At 40.8% G+C, this 19,658-nt stretch carries 14 protein-coding genes; 12 read left to right on the top strand and 2 right to left on the bottom strand.

What is annotated here, in order from left to right:
- Nucleotides 1-580: 580 nt before the first annotated feature.
- Both Q0465_RS09160 and Q0465_RS09155 read left to right on the top strand, forming a co-directional pair.
- On the top strand, nucleotides 581-1,960 hold the full coding sequence (locus tag Q0465_RS09160; protein WP_298615362.1) for a BACON domain-containing carbohydrate-binding protein: 1,380 nt from the start codon (nucleotides 581-583) through the stop codon (nucleotides 1,958-1,960).
- Nucleotides 1,961-1,990: 30 nt separating this feature from the next.
- The gene (locus tag Q0465_RS09155) at nucleotides 1,991-3,847 is read left to right on the top strand and encodes a BACON domain-containing protein (RefSeq protein WP_298615360.1); all 1,857 of its coding nucleotides are present in this window, start codon (nucleotides 1,991-1,993) and stop codon (nucleotides 3,845-3,847) included.
- 86 nt (nucleotides 3,848-3,933) lie between these two features.
- Here Q0465_RS09155 and Q0465_RS09150 read toward each other — a convergent pair whose 3' ends face one another.
- A complete protein-coding gene (locus Q0465_RS09150; protein WP_298615359.1) occupies nucleotides 3,934-4,866 on the bottom strand; it encodes a DMT family transporter in 933 nt (310 codons plus the stop codon).
- 218 nt (nucleotides 4,867-5,084) lie between these two features.
- Between Q0465_RS09150 and Q0465_RS09145 the strand changes: the two genes are divergently transcribed.
- Nucleotides 5,085-6,254 carry a dicarboxylate/amino acid:cation symporter gene (locus Q0465_RS09145; protein ID WP_298615357.1) on the top strand — a complete coding sequence of 390 codons (1,170 nt, stop codon included), beginning with the start codon at nucleotides 5,085-5,087 and terminating at the stop codon, nucleotides 6,252-6,254.
- Between the two features lie 88 nt (nucleotides 6,255-6,342).
- On the opposite strand, the gene Q0465_RS09140 is transcribed toward Q0465_RS09145, so the two are convergent.
- Complete coding sequence (locus Q0465_RS09140) at nucleotides 6,343-7,020, bottom strand: ABC transporter ATP-binding protein (RefSeq protein ID WP_298615354.1); 678 nt, start codon at nucleotides 7,018-7,020, stop codon at nucleotides 6,343-6,345.
- Nucleotides 7,021-7,302: 282 nt separating this feature from the next.
- Here Q0465_RS09140 and Q0465_RS09135 point away from each other — a divergent pair, with 282 nt between their 5' ends.
- The 9 genes from Q0465_RS09135 (at nucleotide 7,303) to Q0465_RS09095 (ending at nucleotide 19,518) form a co-directional block, all read left to right on the top strand.
- Nucleotides 7,303-7,902, top strand: coding sequence for a TetR/AcrR family transcriptional regulator (locus Q0465_RS09135; protein ID WP_298615352.1), 600 nt, complete (start codon nucleotides 7,303-7,305; stop codon nucleotides 7,900-7,902).
- On the top strand, nucleotides 7,902-8,510 hold the full coding sequence (locus Q0465_RS09130; RefSeq protein WP_298615350.1) for a TetR/AcrR family transcriptional regulator: 609 nt from the start codon (nucleotides 7,902-7,904) through the stop codon (nucleotides 8,508-8,510). Before Q0465_RS09135 ends, Q0465_RS09130 begins: the two co-directional genes overlap by 1 nt.
- A gap of 262 nt (nucleotides 8,511-8,772) precedes the next feature.
- Nucleotides 8,773-10,188 carry a TolC family protein gene (locus tag Q0465_RS09125; protein WP_298615348.1) on the top strand — a complete coding sequence of 472 codons (1,416 nt, stop codon included), beginning with the start codon at nucleotides 8,773-8,775 and terminating at the stop codon, nucleotides 10,186-10,188.
- Nucleotides 10,189-10,212: 24 nt separating this feature from the next.
- Nucleotides 10,213-11,196 carry an efflux RND transporter periplasmic adaptor subunit gene (locus Q0465_RS09120; RefSeq protein WP_298615345.1) on the top strand — a complete coding sequence of 328 codons (984 nt, stop codon included), beginning with the start codon at nucleotides 10,213-10,215 and terminating at the stop codon, nucleotides 11,194-11,196.
- 75 nt (nucleotides 11,197-11,271) lie between these two features.
- Entirely contained in the window at nucleotides 11,272-12,429 is a 1,158-nt protein-coding gene (locus tag Q0465_RS09115) for an ABC transporter permease (protein WP_298615342.1), read from the top strand.
- 32 nt (nucleotides 12,430-12,461) lie between these two features.
- Nucleotides 12,462-13,649: an ABC transporter permease gene (locus Q0465_RS09110; protein WP_298615339.1), complete on the top strand. Its 1,188-nt coding sequence runs from the start codon at nucleotides 12,462-12,464 to the stop codon at nucleotides 13,647-13,649.
- 139 nt (nucleotides 13,650-13,788) lie between these two features.
- Nucleotides 13,789-14,853 (top strand): efflux RND transporter periplasmic adaptor subunit, encoded by a 1,065-nt coding sequence (locus Q0465_RS09105; RefSeq protein ID WP_298615337.1) that lies wholly within the window; start codon nucleotides 13,789-13,791, stop codon nucleotides 14,851-14,853.
- Between the two features lie 88 nt (nucleotides 14,854-14,941).
- On the top strand, nucleotides 14,942-18,079 hold the full coding sequence (locus Q0465_RS09100; protein WP_298615334.1) for an efflux RND transporter permease subunit: 3,138 nt from the start codon (nucleotides 14,942-14,944) through the stop codon (nucleotides 18,077-18,079).
- Between the two features lie 23 nt (nucleotides 18,080-18,102).
- Complete coding sequence (locus tag Q0465_RS09095; protein ID WP_298615330.1) at nucleotides 18,103-19,518, top strand: TolC family protein; 1,416 nt, start codon at nucleotides 18,103-18,105, stop codon at nucleotides 19,516-19,518.
- Nucleotides 19,519-19,658 lie beyond the last annotated feature (140 nt).

Raw genomic sequence — 19,658 nt, 5'->3', positions numbered from 1 at the left:
ATGTTGTTTTTTGTTTTGTAAATATTTTATCCGTATGAAGTTTATGTAGCTAAACTGCTTTGATTTGAAATATAATCCAATTTTGTATTTACATTTTTTACTTATTCCCGGTCGTTTTTTTTAAATTTATGTCCCTCTTTCCCTTTCTGATACGATTAATATTCTGATTTTAAAGTTTATTCTATTCCTTATTTCAGGTGTAAGCATATTTTATATTTTAATAAATTTGTATAATTTAAAAATGTATTCTATTTTTAGAACCACAGTCCGGTGGATGAATGGAGGTGTATGCTGGCTCCAGCAGATTCAGCCCCAATATTTAAGATTTGAAAAAGAAGTGATTTATATCGTTTTGATAAACTATATTTTAGAGTAAAGTTGATAGTAATGTATAGTTTATAAAAAATGAATAAATAAGATTTTAAAAAATAGTGTAGAAAAAGTTTAAAAAACTTATTATTATATAAATTTATCCAATTTTGAAATATAAAATGCCTGTTAAATCAGCATAAAAGGAAAAAACTAAAATGTTGAAATAAATTTTCCAATCTTATTTGGATTTTAAATAAAAACCTAACTTATGAAAAAAAACTTAACTTCTTTGGTGAAATCTGCAGTTTGCTTACTGGCGGCTGTAGCATTCATAGCCTGTGAGGACACAAATTACGTTTACGTATCCAAGGCTAGAGTCGGTCTGACGCCTTCGTCCGACATTATTTTTACAAGTGAAGGGGGAGAACGTATAATTTCCGTACGTACCAATCAGCAAGAGTGGAAGGTGAATTCCGATCAGGACTGGTGTAAAGTGACTCCAAACGCAGAGGGAAATGGTTTTGTGGTGAGTGCGGCTCCCAATCATACCACACAAGAGTTGCCAGAAGCAACGGTAACAGTAAAAACTTCGGCTGGACAGCTTGAGGAAAATTTTGCCACAATTCGTATCAAAGTTAAACAGAGCGGATTTGATCTTGTTGATTTAAGTGAGATAGGGCGTTCCAATTGTTATGTGATTTCTGAAGCGGGTTATTATAAATTCGATGCACGTGTACAGGGAAAGAGTGAGCTGGCAACTGCGTCTGATTTTTCGGCCTGTTCAGCCGACTGGCTTTGGGCTACTGAAGAAGGTTTGCTGACTGTAGAACCCAAAGTGGAAAATGGATATATTTCATTTGTATGCAGTGATTTTAAACCGGGTAATGCTGTACTGGCCTTGCTCGAAAATGGTAAGGTCGTCTGGAGCTGGCACATTTGGCTCACCGATCTGGTACTTGAACCCCGTGAGCGTAATATGATGCCTGTAAACCTGGGTGCAACCTCTGATTTAACGGGTGAAGTATCTCAGTTCGGTCTTTTTTATGAATGGGGACGTAAAGATCCGTTTATCGGTTCATCCGGTGTTGGTAGCTTCCCTCAGGAATTGTTTTCTTACAATGAAGAAACTCCGTTTGCCCCGGGAAATGAGCAAGGAGTCAGTTATACAGCAGCTACAGTTGTAAATACAGCACTTGTAGCTGACTGGAACGTTTCAGACGAGAGTGATGCCCATACTCATTCAAGTGCATCAGCGATAGCTACGACTTATCTTACTACGATTAAAGCTTTGCCTAACTATGGAACGGAATGGACCGGAGAAAGTGATCCTTGTCCTCCGGGTTGGCATTTACCGACCCGGAACGAATTGGGAAATTATTTTTCGTCCGTAAACAGTACCATTTCCTGGGACGATTACCAGGGGGTTATGCGCGGGAAAGACAGGGTCCCGGCACAAGGATACCGGAATTTCCAGAACGGGCGTTTGTCTATGATTGGACGCAGCGGCTGGGTGTGGACCAGCGAAACAAATCCTTATGATTTGATGACAGGTTTTAACTATGCCATCGGGTTTGAAGAGACGGGAAGTTTTGCGCGGACTAATATTAGAATTACCTATGGATTCAATGTCCGTTGCGCCAGAGATTAGCAATTCGTCAAACAAAAAATGGAAAATGTCATGAAAAAAATAATTGTAATAGGATTAATGATGGTGGGTTTTTGCTGTATGATGGCTTGCTCGACCAAAGATGAAATAGTAATTACAGATGTTACGACGTTACGTTTACTCCCGGATGAAGATGTGGTCTTCGGAGAGAGGGGTGGCAGTATGGAGATTCAGGTGGAAACCAACGGCAAAAACTGGAAAGCTACGACTACTCAAGAATGGGTGAAAATTGAAAGTGCTGCGAACTCTTTCTGTATTACGGCGGCTGAAAATACCGGTATAGACGCTATGCCGCAGGCTGTAGTGACTGTAGTGGCTTCTTCAGAAGAGGATACCGACGAAGTTTCATTTACCGTTTCGCAGGAAGGCTCTGCCCCGGCAGAAATGACAATCGATCCTGATGTTGAAACTTTACAGTTTCTTTACAGCGGTTCTAATACCGAATTTTATATCAGCAGTAATAAAGTTTGGAATGTCGAATCCGACCAAACCTGGTGCGTCGTTACGAAAGAAGACGAACATACCATGATGGTTTCTGTAGCAGAGAATAAAACTTTCGAGGCCATGCCCCTGGCTACTGTAACCCTTACGGCAGGTGTAGCCCCCAATGCAGTGGTGAAAACCATCACTGTGTCACAGGAAGGCCGTCCGGAAGTGATCGTTTCCGATTTGAGCATTGGGGGCACTTCGAATTGTTATGTTGTTTCTGAAGCGGGATCTTATATGTTCAATGCCTGTGTGAAGGGAAACAATGCCACAACTCCCGGAATTACGCCTACGACTATTTCTCCGGTTTCAGCAGAATTACTTTGGCAGGATTATTATGCTGACGGAGCAGGTATTGTAAACGATGTTAAATACCAGAACGGTTATATATATTTTACGACTGGCGAGACTTTCCATGCAGGGAATGCCTTAATTGCTGCTAAAGATGCCAACGGGGAAATACTTTGGAGCTGGCATATCTGGTGTGTAGCTGATTTGCAGGCACATCCGTATAATTCTTATGAAACCGGTACGGAGGCGTTCCGGGTATTAGACCGGAATTTGGGAGCGATTTCAAATGAAATAGGCAGTGATAATGCTTTAGGTTTTTACTATCAGTGGGGTCGAAAAGATCCGTTCCCGGCAGCTGCCGGAAATGGTGACGGTAGTAGCCGTAAAGATAGTAATCTGGCTTTCGGAGGCAGTACACCGGACGATTATACACAGGCAGGTTATACTGCCTTTATGTACGATGGAGAAGGTAAGATTATCAATTCGTCTGAAAATATGAAATGGTCCTGTGAAATTGGCGGAAAACAGATTGAGGATGCCGTGCGTAATCCCATGCAGTTTTATTACCAGGTTTCTTATACGTTAACCGACTGGCTTCAGACCCCTGACGATAATTTGTGGGGAAATCCGTATGCCGATGGAAAAATATATATTTTTGATACCTATAAAGCGACTGAAATCAGTACCGGAGAAGGTGTAAAGACTATTTACGATCCCTGTCCTGTAGGTTATAAAGTTGCTCCGGGAAAATACTGGTGCGAAGCCGCATTGGTTTATCAAAAACTTTTCTCATCTCCGCTGTTGGCTCCGAATACGGCTTATTACGGTTATGTATATACCGCTGCCGATGGAGCAAAAGATTGGTATCCGTTGGCAGGACGCCGTCAGAATAACTCTTCCAGTTGCGGGAAACTTTATGGCGTAAGTACTACAGGATTTATGTGGGGCTCTTCGCCTGCGGCCAATCCGGTTGAAGCAGCAGAAGGGAAAAAGCATCAGGCAACTGCCATTTCTGCATCGCAATCCTCTTGGAATCCGGCTTCAGCAGCAGCACGTTCAAGCGGTATGCCCGTACGCTGTGTAAAAGAATAAACGTTTTAGAGTGACAAGGGGACGGTTCTCTTGTCACTCTTTTTACAGAACATATTCTTTTCAGCTATATTTCAATCGTTTAGAAATCAATTGTGACCAGAGCATTGTCCCTTTTTTCGTATATCCTCTTTGGACTTACTTTGAGTAACCAGGTATACACCGGTGAATACCAGAGCTGCAGCAACCGGTTTGTCCCAACTGAAAATATCTTGTCCGATTACAATAGCAATAGTGGAAGCAATCAGGGGTTGGGCATTGTTGTACATACTGACAGTTGTCGGCCGTATACGTTTTAAAGCCATGGGTACCAGAAAATAAGCTAATCCGGTTGCGATCAGTACGATATAGCTGAGACGTCCTAAAACACTTATCGGGGCAGTTCCGGAGAATGCTTTGGCCATCCCTAAGTCTTGCCATCCTAAGGGAAGTGAAAACAAGGCTGAAAATAGAAACATCCATTTCATTAAAGTAATGGGGGTGTAACGCAGGGAAACAGAGCGGGTAATGATCAGGTAAATACCGTAAGTAATGATATTTACAATACTCAATAAGTTCCCCAGCATTTCGTTGGGTCCTTTGATTGCACCGGAAGAATGAAAAATAAGGAGCAGGGCGCCGGCTACTCCGGCAGCTACTCCGGCAGCTTTCTTAAAGGTTATCGGTTCTTTTAACCAGATAGCAGCCATCAGCATAACGACGACGGGAGTCATAGCTGCAATTAATGAAATGTTCACAGGAGAGGTGTATTTTAAAGCTGTGGCAAAAGAAAGCTGGGCACCTACGAGTCCGAACAAAGCGCCGAATAAAATAGTCACTAAATCCTTACCACAAACTTTTTCTTTGGGGAAAAAAGAGGCAATGGTCCAAAATATCAAGGTAGCAAAAGACATCCGCAAAGCCGTAAGAGCTGTAGGAGAAATCCATTCCGGAACGATCGTTTTAGCAATTGGGGTATTGAGCCCGAAAATAAGATTCGTAAAGAGGATAGCAATATGTCCTTCCCATTTTTCCTTAGTCATAAAATCGTATTTAGAACGGGATTCCGTACCTGACAAAAGTACAACTAATTGTATTGAAAAGAAAGAAACAATATAAAATCCCCTCTCTTTCCGTTAACGGAAAAAATAATGTTAGAATAAATATTCCATTTTACGAATGTTCGGATGTTTTATTGTAAAAATAAAAAAACAATTGTAACATTGCAACGCCTTAACCGTTTTAACAATAAAATTGATTTATGAAAAAGAGAAGACTGGGTCTGTTACCGCGTATTATCATTGCCATAGCTGCCGGAATCGTTTGTGGTTTATTTTTCCCGGACGGATTGGTTCGGATTTTTATAACGATTAATACCTTATTCGGAAACTTTTTAGGTTTTATTATTCCTTTATTGATTTTGGGACTGGTTGCACCCGGTATTGCTGATTTGGGAAAGGGTGCGGGACGGCTTTTGTTGATTACGGCTTTATTGGCCTATTGTTTCACATTGTTTTCTGGTTTCTTCACTTATTTTACTTGCGATCTTGCCTATCCCTGGTTATTGGATACAACGGAGACAATTACTCCTTTAGGCGAGGAAGTGAAAGATCTTACACCTTATTTTACGATAGAGATGCCTCCTTTAATGGGAGTAATGACTTCTTTAATTCTGGCGTTTACCCTGGGTTTAGGGATGTCTGTTATTACCGGGGATAAATTAAAAGGGATGATGGAAGATTTTAAAGATATTATCAATGCTGTTATTGTTTCGGTGATTATACCTCTCTTGCCTTTGTATATTTTCGGTATCTTTTTGAACATGACGAATTCCGGGCAAGTAGCGGGGGTGATGGGGGTTTTTGTAAAAATCATTCTGGTCATTTTTGTGATGACGGTAGTTCTGCTTTTTCTTCAATTTTTTATAGCCGGTTTGGTCGGAAAAGCAAATCCTTTTCATTTATTCAAAAATATGTTGCCTGCGTATATGACTGCTTTGGGTACTCAGTCATCTGCAGCTACAATTCCGGTAACTCTGGAACAAACCATTAAAAACGGGGTGCGTCCTGAGCTGGCAGGTTTTGTCATTCCTCTCTGTGCTACGATTCATTTGTCGGGAAGTACGATGAAGATTGTCGCCTGTGCTATGGCCATTATGCTGATGTCGGGGATGGAAATACATTTTGCCCAATTTGCAGGTTTTATCATGATGTTGGGGATTGCAATGGTTGCAGCTCCCGGTGTGCCAGGAGGAGCGATTATGGCTGCTTTGGGTTTGTTACAGTCCATGTTGGGTTTTGATGAGACAGCGCAGGGATTAATGATCGCTCTTTATATTGCAATGGATAGTTTTGGTACAGCTACCAATGTGACAGGAGACGGTGCAATAGCAGTGATCATAAATCGCATATATAAAGGGAAAGAAAGTTGATTCCCGTCTTGATAGAGACTGATATAAAAAAAGCCGTCTTCTGTAGACGGCTCTTTCCAGAAAAAATTTATGAGAAAATTTATGCTTCTTATAAGTTCGGTTTTTCAGTTACGACCTGTCCGTCGAAAAGATTGATAATCCGATGTGTAAAAGAAGCATCGTGCTGGGAGTGAGTTACCATTACAATGGTCGTCCCTTCCTTATTTAATTCAGTTAGTAAGTTCATTACTTGTATACCATTTTTAGAGTCCAGGTTACCAGTAGGTTCGTCGGCAAGGATTAGTTTCGGACCGGCTACTACAGCCCGGGCTATTGCTACACGTTGCTGTTGTCCGCCGGAAAGTTGCTGTGGAAAATGCTTGGCCCGGTGGCTGATTTGCATCCGTTCAAGCATCCGGTTGACTTTCTCTTTTCTTTCAGATGCCTTCATTTTCAGATAAATTAGAGGCAATTCAATATTTTCGTATACATTTAATTCGTCAATCAAATTGAAACTTTGGAATACAAAACCGATATTCCCCTTCCGAACCATAGTACGTTGCCTTTCTTTTAAGGCTCCTACTTCTCTGCCATCAAAGTAGTATTTTCCAGAAGTCGGATTATCCAATAAACCGACAATATTCAACAGAGTAGATTTACCACAACCTGAAGGCCCCATGATTGCTACAAATTCTCCTTCTTTAATGTGAAGTGATACATTATTTAAAGCTGTTGTTTCAACTTCTTCCGTCCGGAAAACTTTATTCAGATTTTCAATTTTTATCATATATTTCTTTTTTAATTCATTTTTCATTTTCACGCTAAAACTATAGCTATTTTTGTGCCAAAAACATAAAATGTTGATATATAATATTATAAATAAAAACTAAAAGGATCGGTATGTAAAAAAAATGGACACCTTCTGTCTTGTTTTTTTACACTTATTTATATCGTTTACTTTTTGGGAATAGCAGATAAAAAGACAACACAAAAGAAAGAAAAAATTATTTGAAACTATTTTTACTATATTCTAAAAGTTTATTTATTTTGCATACCGAAAAGTATAAAGATGACAACTCCTAAAGATATAATAGTAAATAAGGCTTTTTTCCAGTTTTTAAATAAAGGTTATAAAGCTTGTACCCTTAAAGATTTAGAACGGGTCACAGGTTTGACGAAGGGGGCTTTTTACTATTACTTCAAAAATAAAGAAGAAATCCTCAAAGAAGGACTGGCACGTTATGCTACGGTAATTGAAGATATTGAAGAAGAAAAATTCCGGGGAATCCATTCTTTAAAAGCATACATAGAAGTTATACTGCAGGAAAAGGAAAGACGGGCAGAGCGTTTGAGAGAATTGTTTGGTACATTTATTATTGAAGAATTTTATTTTCAGCTTGTTTTGGAAGTTGAATATTTATTTCCGGAATACCGCTGGAAAATAGATGTCCTGTTAAAAAACCGTTTATCCCGTTGGGAAGAAATCATTTTGAAAGCTAAGCAAGAGGGTGAAATCCGTGAATCATTGGATACTTCTGTACTGGCGCGGACTTTGATGTCAGTTCCCATGAGTATGGTGAATATCGAATTGCTGAGCGCTGATTTGAAATATGCTTTTTCAGATATGCGTATACAGTTTGAGCAATATTATATGTTGATAAAGAAATAATGGCAAATACCAGAATTCTGATAATAGAAAAGGCTTTTTTGCTGTTTTTAAAAAAAGGTTTTAAAGCAGTAAAGTTAAGTGATATTGAGAGAGCGGCCGGTATTACGAAAGGAACTTTTTATTATCATTTTACGAGTAAAGAGGAAGTTTTGAAGGAAGGTTTAATCCGTTATTATGAGATGATAGATAAACAGCGGTCGATGGAATTTAATAGTATAACTACTTTGAGGGAATATGTTGATTTAACCATCCGGAAAATGTCTGGTATTCATAATTATACGGCAAAATCGTTCACTAGCGAGATTCCTGAAGTATTATCGCTTTCTTTATTGGTAGAGGTTATTGCTTTATTTCCCGAACTGAAAAAAGTGACAATTGTTTCCAAAATGCAGAGATTGTCAAAATTAGAGCAGTTGATTCTGGAAGCTAAGAAAAGAGGGGAATTACGTAACGATGCAGATACATCGGTTTTGGCTAAAAATATACTTAATATCAGTGCGGGTATGGTAAATTATTTGGTAATGCATCAGGATGTTTCCTATGCACTTTCTGCTATGCGGTCCCAATATGAGCAATTGTATTCATTGGTTTCTGTCAATTCATTTTAATTGCTGTTTACATACCAGAAAGTATAAAATAAAGGCTGACAATGGAAAAGAAATAACTGTAAATAAATTATTACGTAGAATTTGTTGATTTAATGGGTGAAAGGATGAGAACGATTTTGAAAATTTTGGTTTTATCAAGGTTTTATTTTAAAGTTTATTTAAAAAATTTGTTTTCTATCTGTTATACAGGCTTTATTCACGTTTATGATATAAAGTTTTTCTTTAAGGAGAAAAGTGGATTGTTGATTTAAACTCTGAGAAGATGATTAGAGTATTTATCTGTATGGTTTTATGGTTAACCGGTTTGAGTTTAAAGGCTCAATCCGGATTGAGTTTACAGGATTGCAGGAATCTGGCTGTAGAGAATAATAAGAAATTGAAAATAGCCGATGAGGAAATTCAGTCGGGTTTGGCACAGAAGGAAGAAGCTTTTACGAAATATCTTCCGGGAATAGACGCTGCAGGGATATATATGCGGAATCAGAAGAAAATTAATCTGCTGGAACACGATGCTTATTTGCCGGTCGGAGCCATTCAAGCGGACGGGAGTTGGAGACCCCGGCCGGATCAGGTACAGATAATAAATGGACAGGCAGTACCTAAAGATTATGCATTGTTGCCGAAAGAGGCGATGTCGGTGGACGACCGGAATACGGCAGTATTGCAGTTGGGATTGACACAGCCTGTTTATATGGGAGGTAAAATAAGGGCATACAATCGTCTGGCCGGGCTTTCGTTAGAATTGGCTTATAGTAAGCGCGAACTGGAACTTCAGAATGTAATAGAATTATCCGATGAGGCATATTGGCAAGTGGTTTCGCTGGTAAATCGTAAAAAACTGGCTGAGAAATATGTAGAGACGCTGAAAAAATTTGAGCGTGACATTGATTTGATGTATAAGACAGGTTTGTCTACTAAAGCGGATGTACTTTCTGTGAAGGTAAAATTGAATGAAGCTGAAATGCAGCAGTTGCGGGTTGAAGACGGGCTGAGTCTTGCCCGTATGCATTTGAATCAGGTATGTGGTTTGAGTACCGATACCATTTTTCCTTTAAAGGACGAAAATATCGTAATAAATAAGGTGCAGGGTTTTGAACAGCTATCTTTAGAACAAATCTATGCAAAACGTCCGGAAGTAGTTGGATTGGAACTTGCAACCCGAATTTATAAAAAAAAGGAAAAAATAGCTCTTGCTGAGTATTTACCTACAGTGGCTTTAACTGCGAATTATCTGACGATGACCCCTTCTTTTTTCAATGGGATTAGTACGAAGTTCGACGGAATGTGGAGTGTAGGGGTTGGAGTAAAAGCTCCTCTCTTTCATTGGGGAGCTTCCCGGAAAAGTCTGAGAAATGCCCGGGCCCAGACCGGAATGGCTGAATACCGCTTACAGGAAGTAAAAGAACAAATTGAATTACAAGTCAGACAGTCGGAATTTAAAATCAAAGAAGTAGCTAAAAAATTGGAAATGGCCGGAACTAATCTGGAAAAGGCGAATGAAAATTTGAAACTGGCCAATCTCGGTTTTCAGGAAGGGACCATTCCGGTATCTAATGTGCTGGAAGCTCAGTCTGCTTGGCTGTCAGCACATTCAGAGCTTATAGATTCCCGTATAGAAATGAAATTGTGTGAAGTTTATTTACAAAAAGCTTATGGTATACTGGGACAAGAGAATTAATGCATAATATTAGATTCAAATAGCATGGAAAAGAAGGAAAAAAATAAACTAATTGTTTTTCTCGGGCTTATCGGCCTTGTACTGTTAGTCGTGATCTTTGCGTTTATTTTTTGGAACCCGTTGCCGGAAATTATTCAGGGGGAAGCAGAGGCAACGGAAGTGAGGATTTCGGGGAAGGTACCCGGACGTATTGAGGAGTTCAGGGCAAATGAAGGGGACCGGGTACGAAAAGGAGATACCTTAGTTATTTTGGATAGTCCGGAAGTCCTGGCTAAATTTGAGCAGGCGATGGCAGCTGAAAAAGCTGCACAGGCAATGAATGAGAAAGTCGGCAAGGGGTCGCGCTCCGAACAATTGTCAATGGCTTATCAGAATTGGCAAAAAGCATTGGCTGCTCTTGAAATTGCCCGGAAATCGTATGAAAGGATACAATCCTTATTTGAAAATGAAGTTGTTTCTGCACAAAAACGGGACGAAGCTGAAGCAAATTATAAAGCTATGCAGGCAACTGAAAAGGCTGCTCATGCTCAATATGAAATGGCAAAAAACGGGGCCCAGCGGGAAGATAAGCTGGCTGCTGAAGCTCAGGTAAACCGGGCGCGCGGTGCGGTCGCTGAAGTTGAATCTTATATAAATGAAACTTTTCTGTTGTCTCCTATCGATGGGGAAATTTCCGAACGTTACCCGAAGGTCGGGGAATTGGTGGGAACCGGAGCCCCTATTATGGACGTCATGGATCTGGATGATATGTGGGTAACTTTTAATATACGGGAAGATTTATTAGGAGATATCCGTATCGGAGAGACCTTTACAGCTGTAATTCCTGCTTTGGATCAACGGGAGATCACTTTAAAGGTCACTTATATGAAGGACCGGGGAAGTTATGCTGCATGGAGAGCTACCAAGACGACTGGGCAGTTTGATGCTAAGACGTTTGAAGTTAAAGCAGTTCCCACAGAAAAAGTCGAAGGTCTACGCCCCGGCATGAGTGTTTTGAAGAAGAGATAAGGTATAAAATCTGACAGAGAACAGGATCTTTAAAGAATATACAAGCTGTTCTCTGAAAATAACCAGAAATTGAAAATGGGATTGATAAGCGTAATGAAACGGGAAATAAGGCAGTTGGCTTTCCGCCGCATTTACCTCTTTATGATTGTAATTGCTCCGGTGTTGTGCTTTCTCTTTTTTGCCGATTTATTCAAAGGGGGCGTGCCTGTCAATTTGCCTGTAGCTGTGGTGGACATGGATAATACCGCCGTCTCCCGTTCTTTAGCGCGCTCTTTAAATGCTTTCGGGCAAACGGAAATTGTCATGAAAACGGATAATTTTACAGCAGCCCGGAAAGCTATGCAGGAAGGAAAAATTTACGGTATATTCTTTATTCCGGAACATTTTCGCCGGGACGCTTCTTCTGGAAAGGAACCGGTACTTTCTTTCTATACAAATGATTCTTATATTTTGCCGGGTTCCCTGATTTACAAGGATATGCGTTTACAGGCGGCTTTGGCTAACGGGGCTGTACAGCGGGCTTTACTGCAGGCCAAAGGAACCACAGAACCTCAACTTTCTGCCCGCTTAAATCCGGTGGCTGTGGACGTACATCCCTTGAATAATCCCTGGCTGAGTTACGCTATTTATTTATCCAATATTCTGATGCCTGCTTTTGTCAGTATGTTTGCCATGTTTACTCTGGCATTCAGTATAGGAGAAGAATTAAAAAAAGGAACCGCCCGCGAATGGCTGGAACTTAGCCGGAATTCTATACGAATCGCTATTGCCGGGAAATGGATACCTCAACTGATCTTGTTTTTGATAACCGGTACTTTTTGCCTGGTATTACTGTACCGTTTTTTACATTTCCCTTTAAACAGTGGCTTTTTCCCTATGTTTTTAGCTATGTTTTTATTGATTGCTGCTTCTCAGGGATTTGCATTGTTGATGGTGGGTTTGTATCCTCGTAACCGGTTGGCGCTGAGTAGCTGCGCTCTTTGGGCCGTGCTTTCTTTTTCGATCAGTGGGTTTACTTTTCCGGTACGTTCTATGCCTGAGCCTGTGCAATGGTTTGCTAATCTTTTCCCTATGCGGCATTATTTTTTGCTCTATGTAGATCAGGCTTTAAACGGTATACCAATGATTTATTCCGTACAGTCTTATCTGGCTTTGGGAATATTTATCCTATTACCGGTTTTGGTGTTATCTTCTTTGAAAAACCAGCTCATGCGGAATGTGTATTTATCCTGAAAATAGGAAGAAGATAAGGGAAGAACAGAAAGATGAAAAAAATAATTTATAATATCTGGTACATTTGCAGAAAGGAGATGAAAGCTATCGCCGGAGATAGTGCTGTGCTTACTTTTTTCGTCGCTCTCCCTTTGTTTTATCCGGTTTTATATACCTATATTTATAGTAATGAAACCGTATTTGAAGTGCCTGTGGCTGTCATAGATCAGGATAATTCTTATGAAAGCCGGGAATTTATCCGGGCATGGGATGCATCTTCAGGGGTGGCTGTCGTTGCCCGTTGTGCGGATAGGGAAGAAGCGCGTCGGCTATTATGGAAAAAAGAGATATACGGAATATTGGAAATACCGGCTGATTTTAGTCATTTGCCGGTGAAAGGAGAACAGGCTCATGTCTCCCTTTACACGGATATGGGAGGCTTATTAAATTATAAAGCTTTGCTGCAGTCAGCCAGCAATGTTGCTGTAGGGATGGGAAGACTTGTCCAGGTAGAAGGTTTGCCTTATGCTTCTCCAAAACAACAGGAGCTGACAGTTGCACCTGTAAAAATGGCTGAGGTAAAGTTGTTTAATCCTCAAAGCGGATATGCGACTTTTATTATTCCTGCGATTTTAATACTGGTCATACAACAGTCTTTACTCCTGGGCGTGGGTACTTTGACCGGAACGGCGCGGGATCGCAGCCGTTTGCATGCTTTGTTGCCTTTCAATTCTCATTATAAACATCCCTTTCCGGTAGTAGTAGGAAAAGCGTTGGCTTATTTACCTATTTACGTATTTGTTGCGATTTGGATTTTTGTCGTAGTACCCGGAATGTTTAATCTGACGCGTATTGGTGAGAAATGGGACTTTTTTCTGTTTATATTGCCCTTTTTACTGGCTTGTATTTTCTTTGCGATAACCCTTTCGTTTTTATGCAGGGAAAGGGAAACTCCCTTTTTGATTTTTGTATTTACTTCTGTCCCTTTGATGTTTATATCGGGAATTTCCTGGCCTGCTGCTGCTATACCAGACTATTGGGTCATTTTTTCAAAGATTTTTCCTTCCACTTATGGTATAGAAGGATATGTAAAAATTAATAGCCTGGGAGCTACTTTCGGAGAAGTAAGACAGGAATTTAATAGTTTGTGGATATTAACTGTTTTTTATTTTCTTTTGGCATATTTATTGTATTATCGGGAAATAAGTATTTTAAAGTTGCGGAGTCTGAAAATCAGATAAATAATTAAAGGAGAACGAACGTTTTCAGGTGTGTAATCAAATGTTTTCCGGTAGGTGATTTTTCCTTCGTTTCTGGTTTAAAAGTTTTAAGGTTTCCGGATGTTGGAGCTTTGAGCTATAGAATATAAAAGGTGTGTATATGAAACGTAATTTTATTTTTTTTCTTTTGGGGATGTTCCTGCTTTGCATGGCTTGTCGTACGGAGAAAGCAGCAAAGGATACAGTTGTCACGGTAAAGACAGATACTGTGAAGAACTATCAGGATGAGTTGTACATAACTTATCCGGGTAAAGTAAAACCCGCTTCGGATGTAAATTTGTCCTTCCGGGTAGCGGGTCCTATTCTTCGTATACCGGTAGAAGCAGGAGCTTTTGTCAGAAAAGGGCAATTGATTGCAGAAATTGATCCACGGGATTATGAGATACAATTTTCTGCTACCGAAGCGGAGTATAAACAAGTCAAGGCTGAAGCCGAAAGGGTGATAGAATTGTACCGGCGCAACAGTGTACCGGTAAATGATTATGACAAGGCTGTTTCCGGACTGCAGCAGATAACTGCTAAATACAATGCTCATAAAAACGCTCTTCAGGATACCCGTATGCTGGCTCCTTTTGATGGGTATATCCAGAAAAAATATTTTGATACTCATGAGACAGTGAGCGCCGGTATGCCCGTTATCTCGATGATAAATAACAGTTATTTCGAGGTTGAAATAGATATTCCTTCCAGTGATTATGTCCGTCAGCAGTATTTCAAGGCATTTTCCTGTACTTTTGATGTGTTTCCCGGAAAAACTTTTCCTTTAGAATTAATCGAAATTACCCGGAAAGCGAATTTAAACCAGCTTTATCGTATACGTCTGAGATTGAAACCTGTTCCGGGAATAGACATTGCCGCAGGAATGAGTGTCAATACAACGATCGAATATACTCCGGATGAGATAAACTTGACTTCTGTACCGGTAAGTGCTCTTTTTGAGAATGAAGGAAATGCTGCCGTTTGGGTGTATGATCCCCGGACCGGAGAAGTGCATGGGCGCTCTGTAAAAGTCGGAAAATTTTTAAAGACCGGGGAGGCAGTTGTATACGAAGGTCTGAAAGCCGGGGAAATCATTGTATCGGCGGGAGTGCATAGCTTGACAGAAGGTGTAAAAGTAAAAATGCTGAAATCGGTATCCAAAACAAACATTGGAGGATTGTTATAATTCGTCAGAAAGAGAAGCTTTTGTAACGGAAAGATATTTACGATGTTCCGGACGGCAGCACTTTAATTTTTAGTTAAAAAATAAGAGAATGACAATAACTGAATACGCCTTGAATAATAGAGCTTTAATGAAGTTCTTTATCGCCGTTTTAGTGGCTGGCGGGCTGTTTGCTTTTTTATCGATGAGTAAATTGGAAGATCCCGAGATAAAAGTAAAACAGGCGATGGTGATTACTGTTTATCCGGGAGCTTCCGCTCATAAAGTGGAATTGGAAGTCACAGATATTCTGGAAAAATCCATTCGTTCTATGGGAGAGATTGATAATATTCAGTCCCGTTCTCTGGCGGATGTTTCTCAGATTACAGTGGAAATGGAAAGTACGGTTAGTCCGCAAGAGCTGGAGCAGCAATGGGATATGTTGAGGCGGAAAGTAACAAATGCTCAGGCCAGCTTGCCCGAAGGGGCTCGTCCTTCTGTAGTGATGGATGACTTCGGGGATGTGTACGGCATGTTTTATGCTATGACGACCGACGGAATAGCCGATGAAGAGCTGATAGATTATGCCCAGCTGGTAAAACGGGAATTGCAGGATATTGAAGGAGTCCGTAAAGTTGAAATATACGGGGATAGAAAACCTTGTATCAATATCGAGATTATCCGGGATAAGATGGCTAATCTGGGCGTGCATCCTCTGGAGGTTTTGTCTACCCTCAATAACCAGAATAAAACGGTTTATCCCGGTTATTTTGATAGCGGTGATGAACGGATCAGAGTTGCGGTGAGCGATGATTATAAATCCATAGAAGATATACAGAATTTAATTATACAGGGACATGAGCAGGATCAATTGCGTTTGGGGGATATAGCCTCCGTTACCCGCGGGTATGATACGCCTTCGCGCAATGAAATGCGTTACGACCGCACAAGGGCTTTAGGCATATCCGTATCTATGGAAAAAGGAGGGAATATCGTTGATTTGGGAAAAGTGGTCGATCGGAAACTGGAACAGTTGAAACAGTCCCGTATTCCTGCCGGAATAGAGTTTCGGAAAGTATTTTTTCAACCGGAACAGGTGAGTGATGCAATCAGTATATTTATGGTGAATCTGCTGGAGTCTGTATTAGTGGTTATCCTGATTCTGATGTTGACGATGGGATTCCGGAGCGGAGCTATTATTGGAGTGGGACTGGTGATCATTGTACTGGGTTCGTTTGTCGTATTGTATCTTTTTGACGGTACGATGCAGCGGGTTTCTTTGGGAGCTTTGATTGTTGCCATGGGGATGCTGGTCGATAATGCCATTGTGATTATCGATGGCATTCAGGTTGACCTGGAAAGAGGAATTCCCAAGCCGGCAGCTTTGGTAAATATTGTGAAGAAGACTGCTATGCCTTTGTTAGGGGCGACTTTGATTGCAATTCTGGCATTTTTACCGATTTTTTTGTCTCCCGATACAACCGGGGAGTATGTACGGGATTTATTTATCGTACTGGCGGTGTCTCTGTTGTTGAGTTGGATACTGGCACTGACTCAGATACCGGTACATGCCGATCGTTTTTTGAAAGTGAAAAACCGTAAGAATGCGGATCTTTACGATAGTCCGATTTACCGTAAATTCCGGACATTCCTGTCTTATATGTTGTGGCATAAAAAATTAGCTATCGGTGTAACTGTTTTACTTTTGGGCCTGAGTGTTTATTTGTACCGCTATATACCTCAGGGCTTTTTCCCTGATTTAAGCTATTCTCAGCTTTATATTGAATATAGTATGCCGGAAGGGACACGGGTAGAGAGACTGAAAGCTGACTTGGAAAAAGTGGAGGATTATTTATTGAATTATCCCGGTATTACTCATGTAACTACCAGTATTGGCGGTACACCCTCCCGCTATAATTTAGTGCGTTCTATTGCAGAACCTTCTATGAGTTACGGAGAATTAATCGTGGACTATACCGATCCGGAAGTCCTGAAAACCTCTATCCCGGTTTTGCAGGAAGAATTAACACGGAATTTTCCGGATGCTTATGTACGCATTAAGCGGTATAATCTGATGTATGAAAAGTTTCCGGTGGAATTAATGTTTACCGGACCGGACCCCGCGGTATTAAAAGAACTGTCTGCAAAGGCGGAGCGGATTATGAGAGACGAACCTTCCGCCATGTTGGTACGCAATGATTGGGAACCGATGAAACCGGTGCTGACAGTAGATTATCACCAGCCTGTAGCCCGAATGGCCGGTTTGTCCCGTTCAGATATTGGAGTTTCCATGTTGGCTGCTACGGACGGGATGCCTGTGGGATCTTTTTTTGAAGGGACACATTCTTTACCGATTTATATCAAAAGTGTAGACAATAAAGGAGAGAAATTAGAATCCCTGAATAATATTCCGGTATGGAGTATGATGCCTTCTGTAGTTGGGATAAATGGAGAAACCATAAAGGGTTTACTGATGGGTACGGTTAAATCGGAGGAGCTTTTGTCAGAAACAATAGGATCTATACCTTTGAATCAGGCGACCCGGGGAATCCGGATCTGCTGGGAAGACTTGGTAGTAAGGCGATATAACGGACAAAGGGCTATAAAAGCGCAGTGTAATAATGCTTACGGACATACGGCTGCAGAAGTACGGGCAGCTTTGATGGAAAAGACCGATACAATTACACTGCCGGAGGGATATTCAAAACAGTGGCTAGGAGAATATCGGGCCAGCAGTCAATCGACAAAGTATCTTTTCCGTAGTTTACCTTGGGCTGTCATTATGATGATAGCCATTCTGATTATGCTGTTTAAGGATTTTAAAAAGCCAGCTATTATTATGCTCTGTCTGCCTTTGGCCATCATCGGAATTGTATTCGGAATGTTATTGAGCGGAAAAGATTTTGGTTTTGTTGCAATCGTCGGGGCTTTGGGATTGATCGGAATGATGATTAAAAATGGAGTGGTTTTATTAGATGAGATTACTTTACAAATCGGATCCGGCAAAGATCCTTACCAGGCTTTGCTCGATTCTTCTTCTTCCCGTTTCCGTCCGGTCATGATGGCTTCGTTGACTACTATCGTTGGAATGATTCCTTTGTTGTGGGATGACCTTTTCGGTTCTCTGGCAGTTACAATTATGTCCGGATTGCTGGTCGGTTCTGTGATTACTCTGGTGTTTATACCGGTATTATACTCTCTTTTTTTCCGGATAAAAGGAAAAAAAGTGAAAATAGATGCAATAGATTAGTAAGTGTGTGTAAAGTAAATAAAATGAGAACACTGTTGACAGTATTTTTGCTTTTGCAAGTTTGTTTTTTGCAGGCACAGGTAGAACTCGATTTGCAGAAATGCAGGAGTATGGCTTTGGAGAACAGTAAAAAAATGGCAATTGCCGGTCAGCAAGCTGTAAAGGCAAACTATGACAAAAAAGTTTACCGGGCTAATTTTTTTCCGAAAATTTCGGCTATGGGTATGTATGCCTATATGCAAAAAGAGTATTCGTTTAAAATTGATGGGGGATATTTGCCAACTTTTGTTCCGGATGCTTCCGGGCAGTTAAAGCCGAATTATCTGATTCATCCGGCTACAGGTAAACCTGTGGTAGGAGCAGACGGAACTCCAATTTTTAACCAATATGCTTTTATGCCGGATATTGCATTGTCTTTGGGGTTGGATAATGCCTATACGGTAGGAGGAGTTTTGGAGCAGCCCTTATATATGGGAGGAAAGGTGCGTTCTGCATTTCGCATGGCATCTATCGGAGCTGATATGGCTTATTTAAACGTCAGATACAACCGGGCAGAAGTGATTACTGAAGCTGACGGGGCGTATTGGCAATATCTGAAAGTAAAGGAATTGGTCTTATCTGCTTTGAAATATAAAGAGGTAGTGGGAGAACTGGTAAAAAATCTGACAGATGCGTATCAGACCGGAATGGCTTTCCGGAATGATTTGTTAAAAGCTCAGGTAAAATTCAATGAAGCGGAATTGTTGTTACAAAAAGCCCGGCATGGGGAAACATTAGCGGCTATGAATTTATGCCGGATAATAGGAGTCGATCTTCACTCAAGCCTGCAAATCCGGGATTCTTTACAGGATGGTTTAACTCTCGGTATATTGGAGGGAAATCCTGATATAACAGGAAGACCGGAATATAATCTTCTGGAAAAAGAAATAGAGTTAAAGAAAAAACAGGTAGACCTGACCCGTTCTGATTTCCTGCCTCAGTTGGGAGTATCTGCATCTTATGGGTATACGGACGGGATAGCATTGAATGGCGAATCCGACGGAATGTCTTCTTTTATGGCTATTGTCTCTTTAAAAGTACCGGTATTCCATTGGAGCGAAGGGCGGAATAAAATAAAATCAGCCCGCTCTGAACAGACCATAAGCGAACTGAAAAGAGCAGATATGATACAACTCATGCAACTGGAAACGGCCCGGGCCCGTTTTAATGTAGAAGATGCTGCTAGCCGTGTAGAGATGACTCGTAAGTCTTTACTCCAGGCGGAAGAAAATCTGACTGTGAGCAAAAATCGCTATGAAGTGGGGATGGAAAACCTGACCAATTATATGGAGGCCCAAGCCCAGTGGCAAAAGGCCTGGAGTGATTGGATTGATGCCAAATCAGAATTGCGGTTGAGTGAAACGCAATATTTAAAAGCTACCGGCCGTTTGGCAGAATAAAACTTTTCCGGAAAGAAAAAAGGAAATTTGTTTTTAGATACTGGCATGTTTTGTGGCGGATTAAAATTTGCTTAACGGCTCACTGATTAACGAAGCTTTGGTCTCCGGCAAAAAATCAATCCGGAACTTTGGTCTCATTA

Source organism: uncultured Odoribacter sp. (assembly GCF_937966165.1).
Taxonomy (GTDB): domain Bacteria; phylum Bacteroidota; class Bacteroidia; order Bacteroidales; family Marinifilaceae; genus Culturomica.
This window is presented reverse-complemented; position numbering and strand designations above follow the sequence as displayed.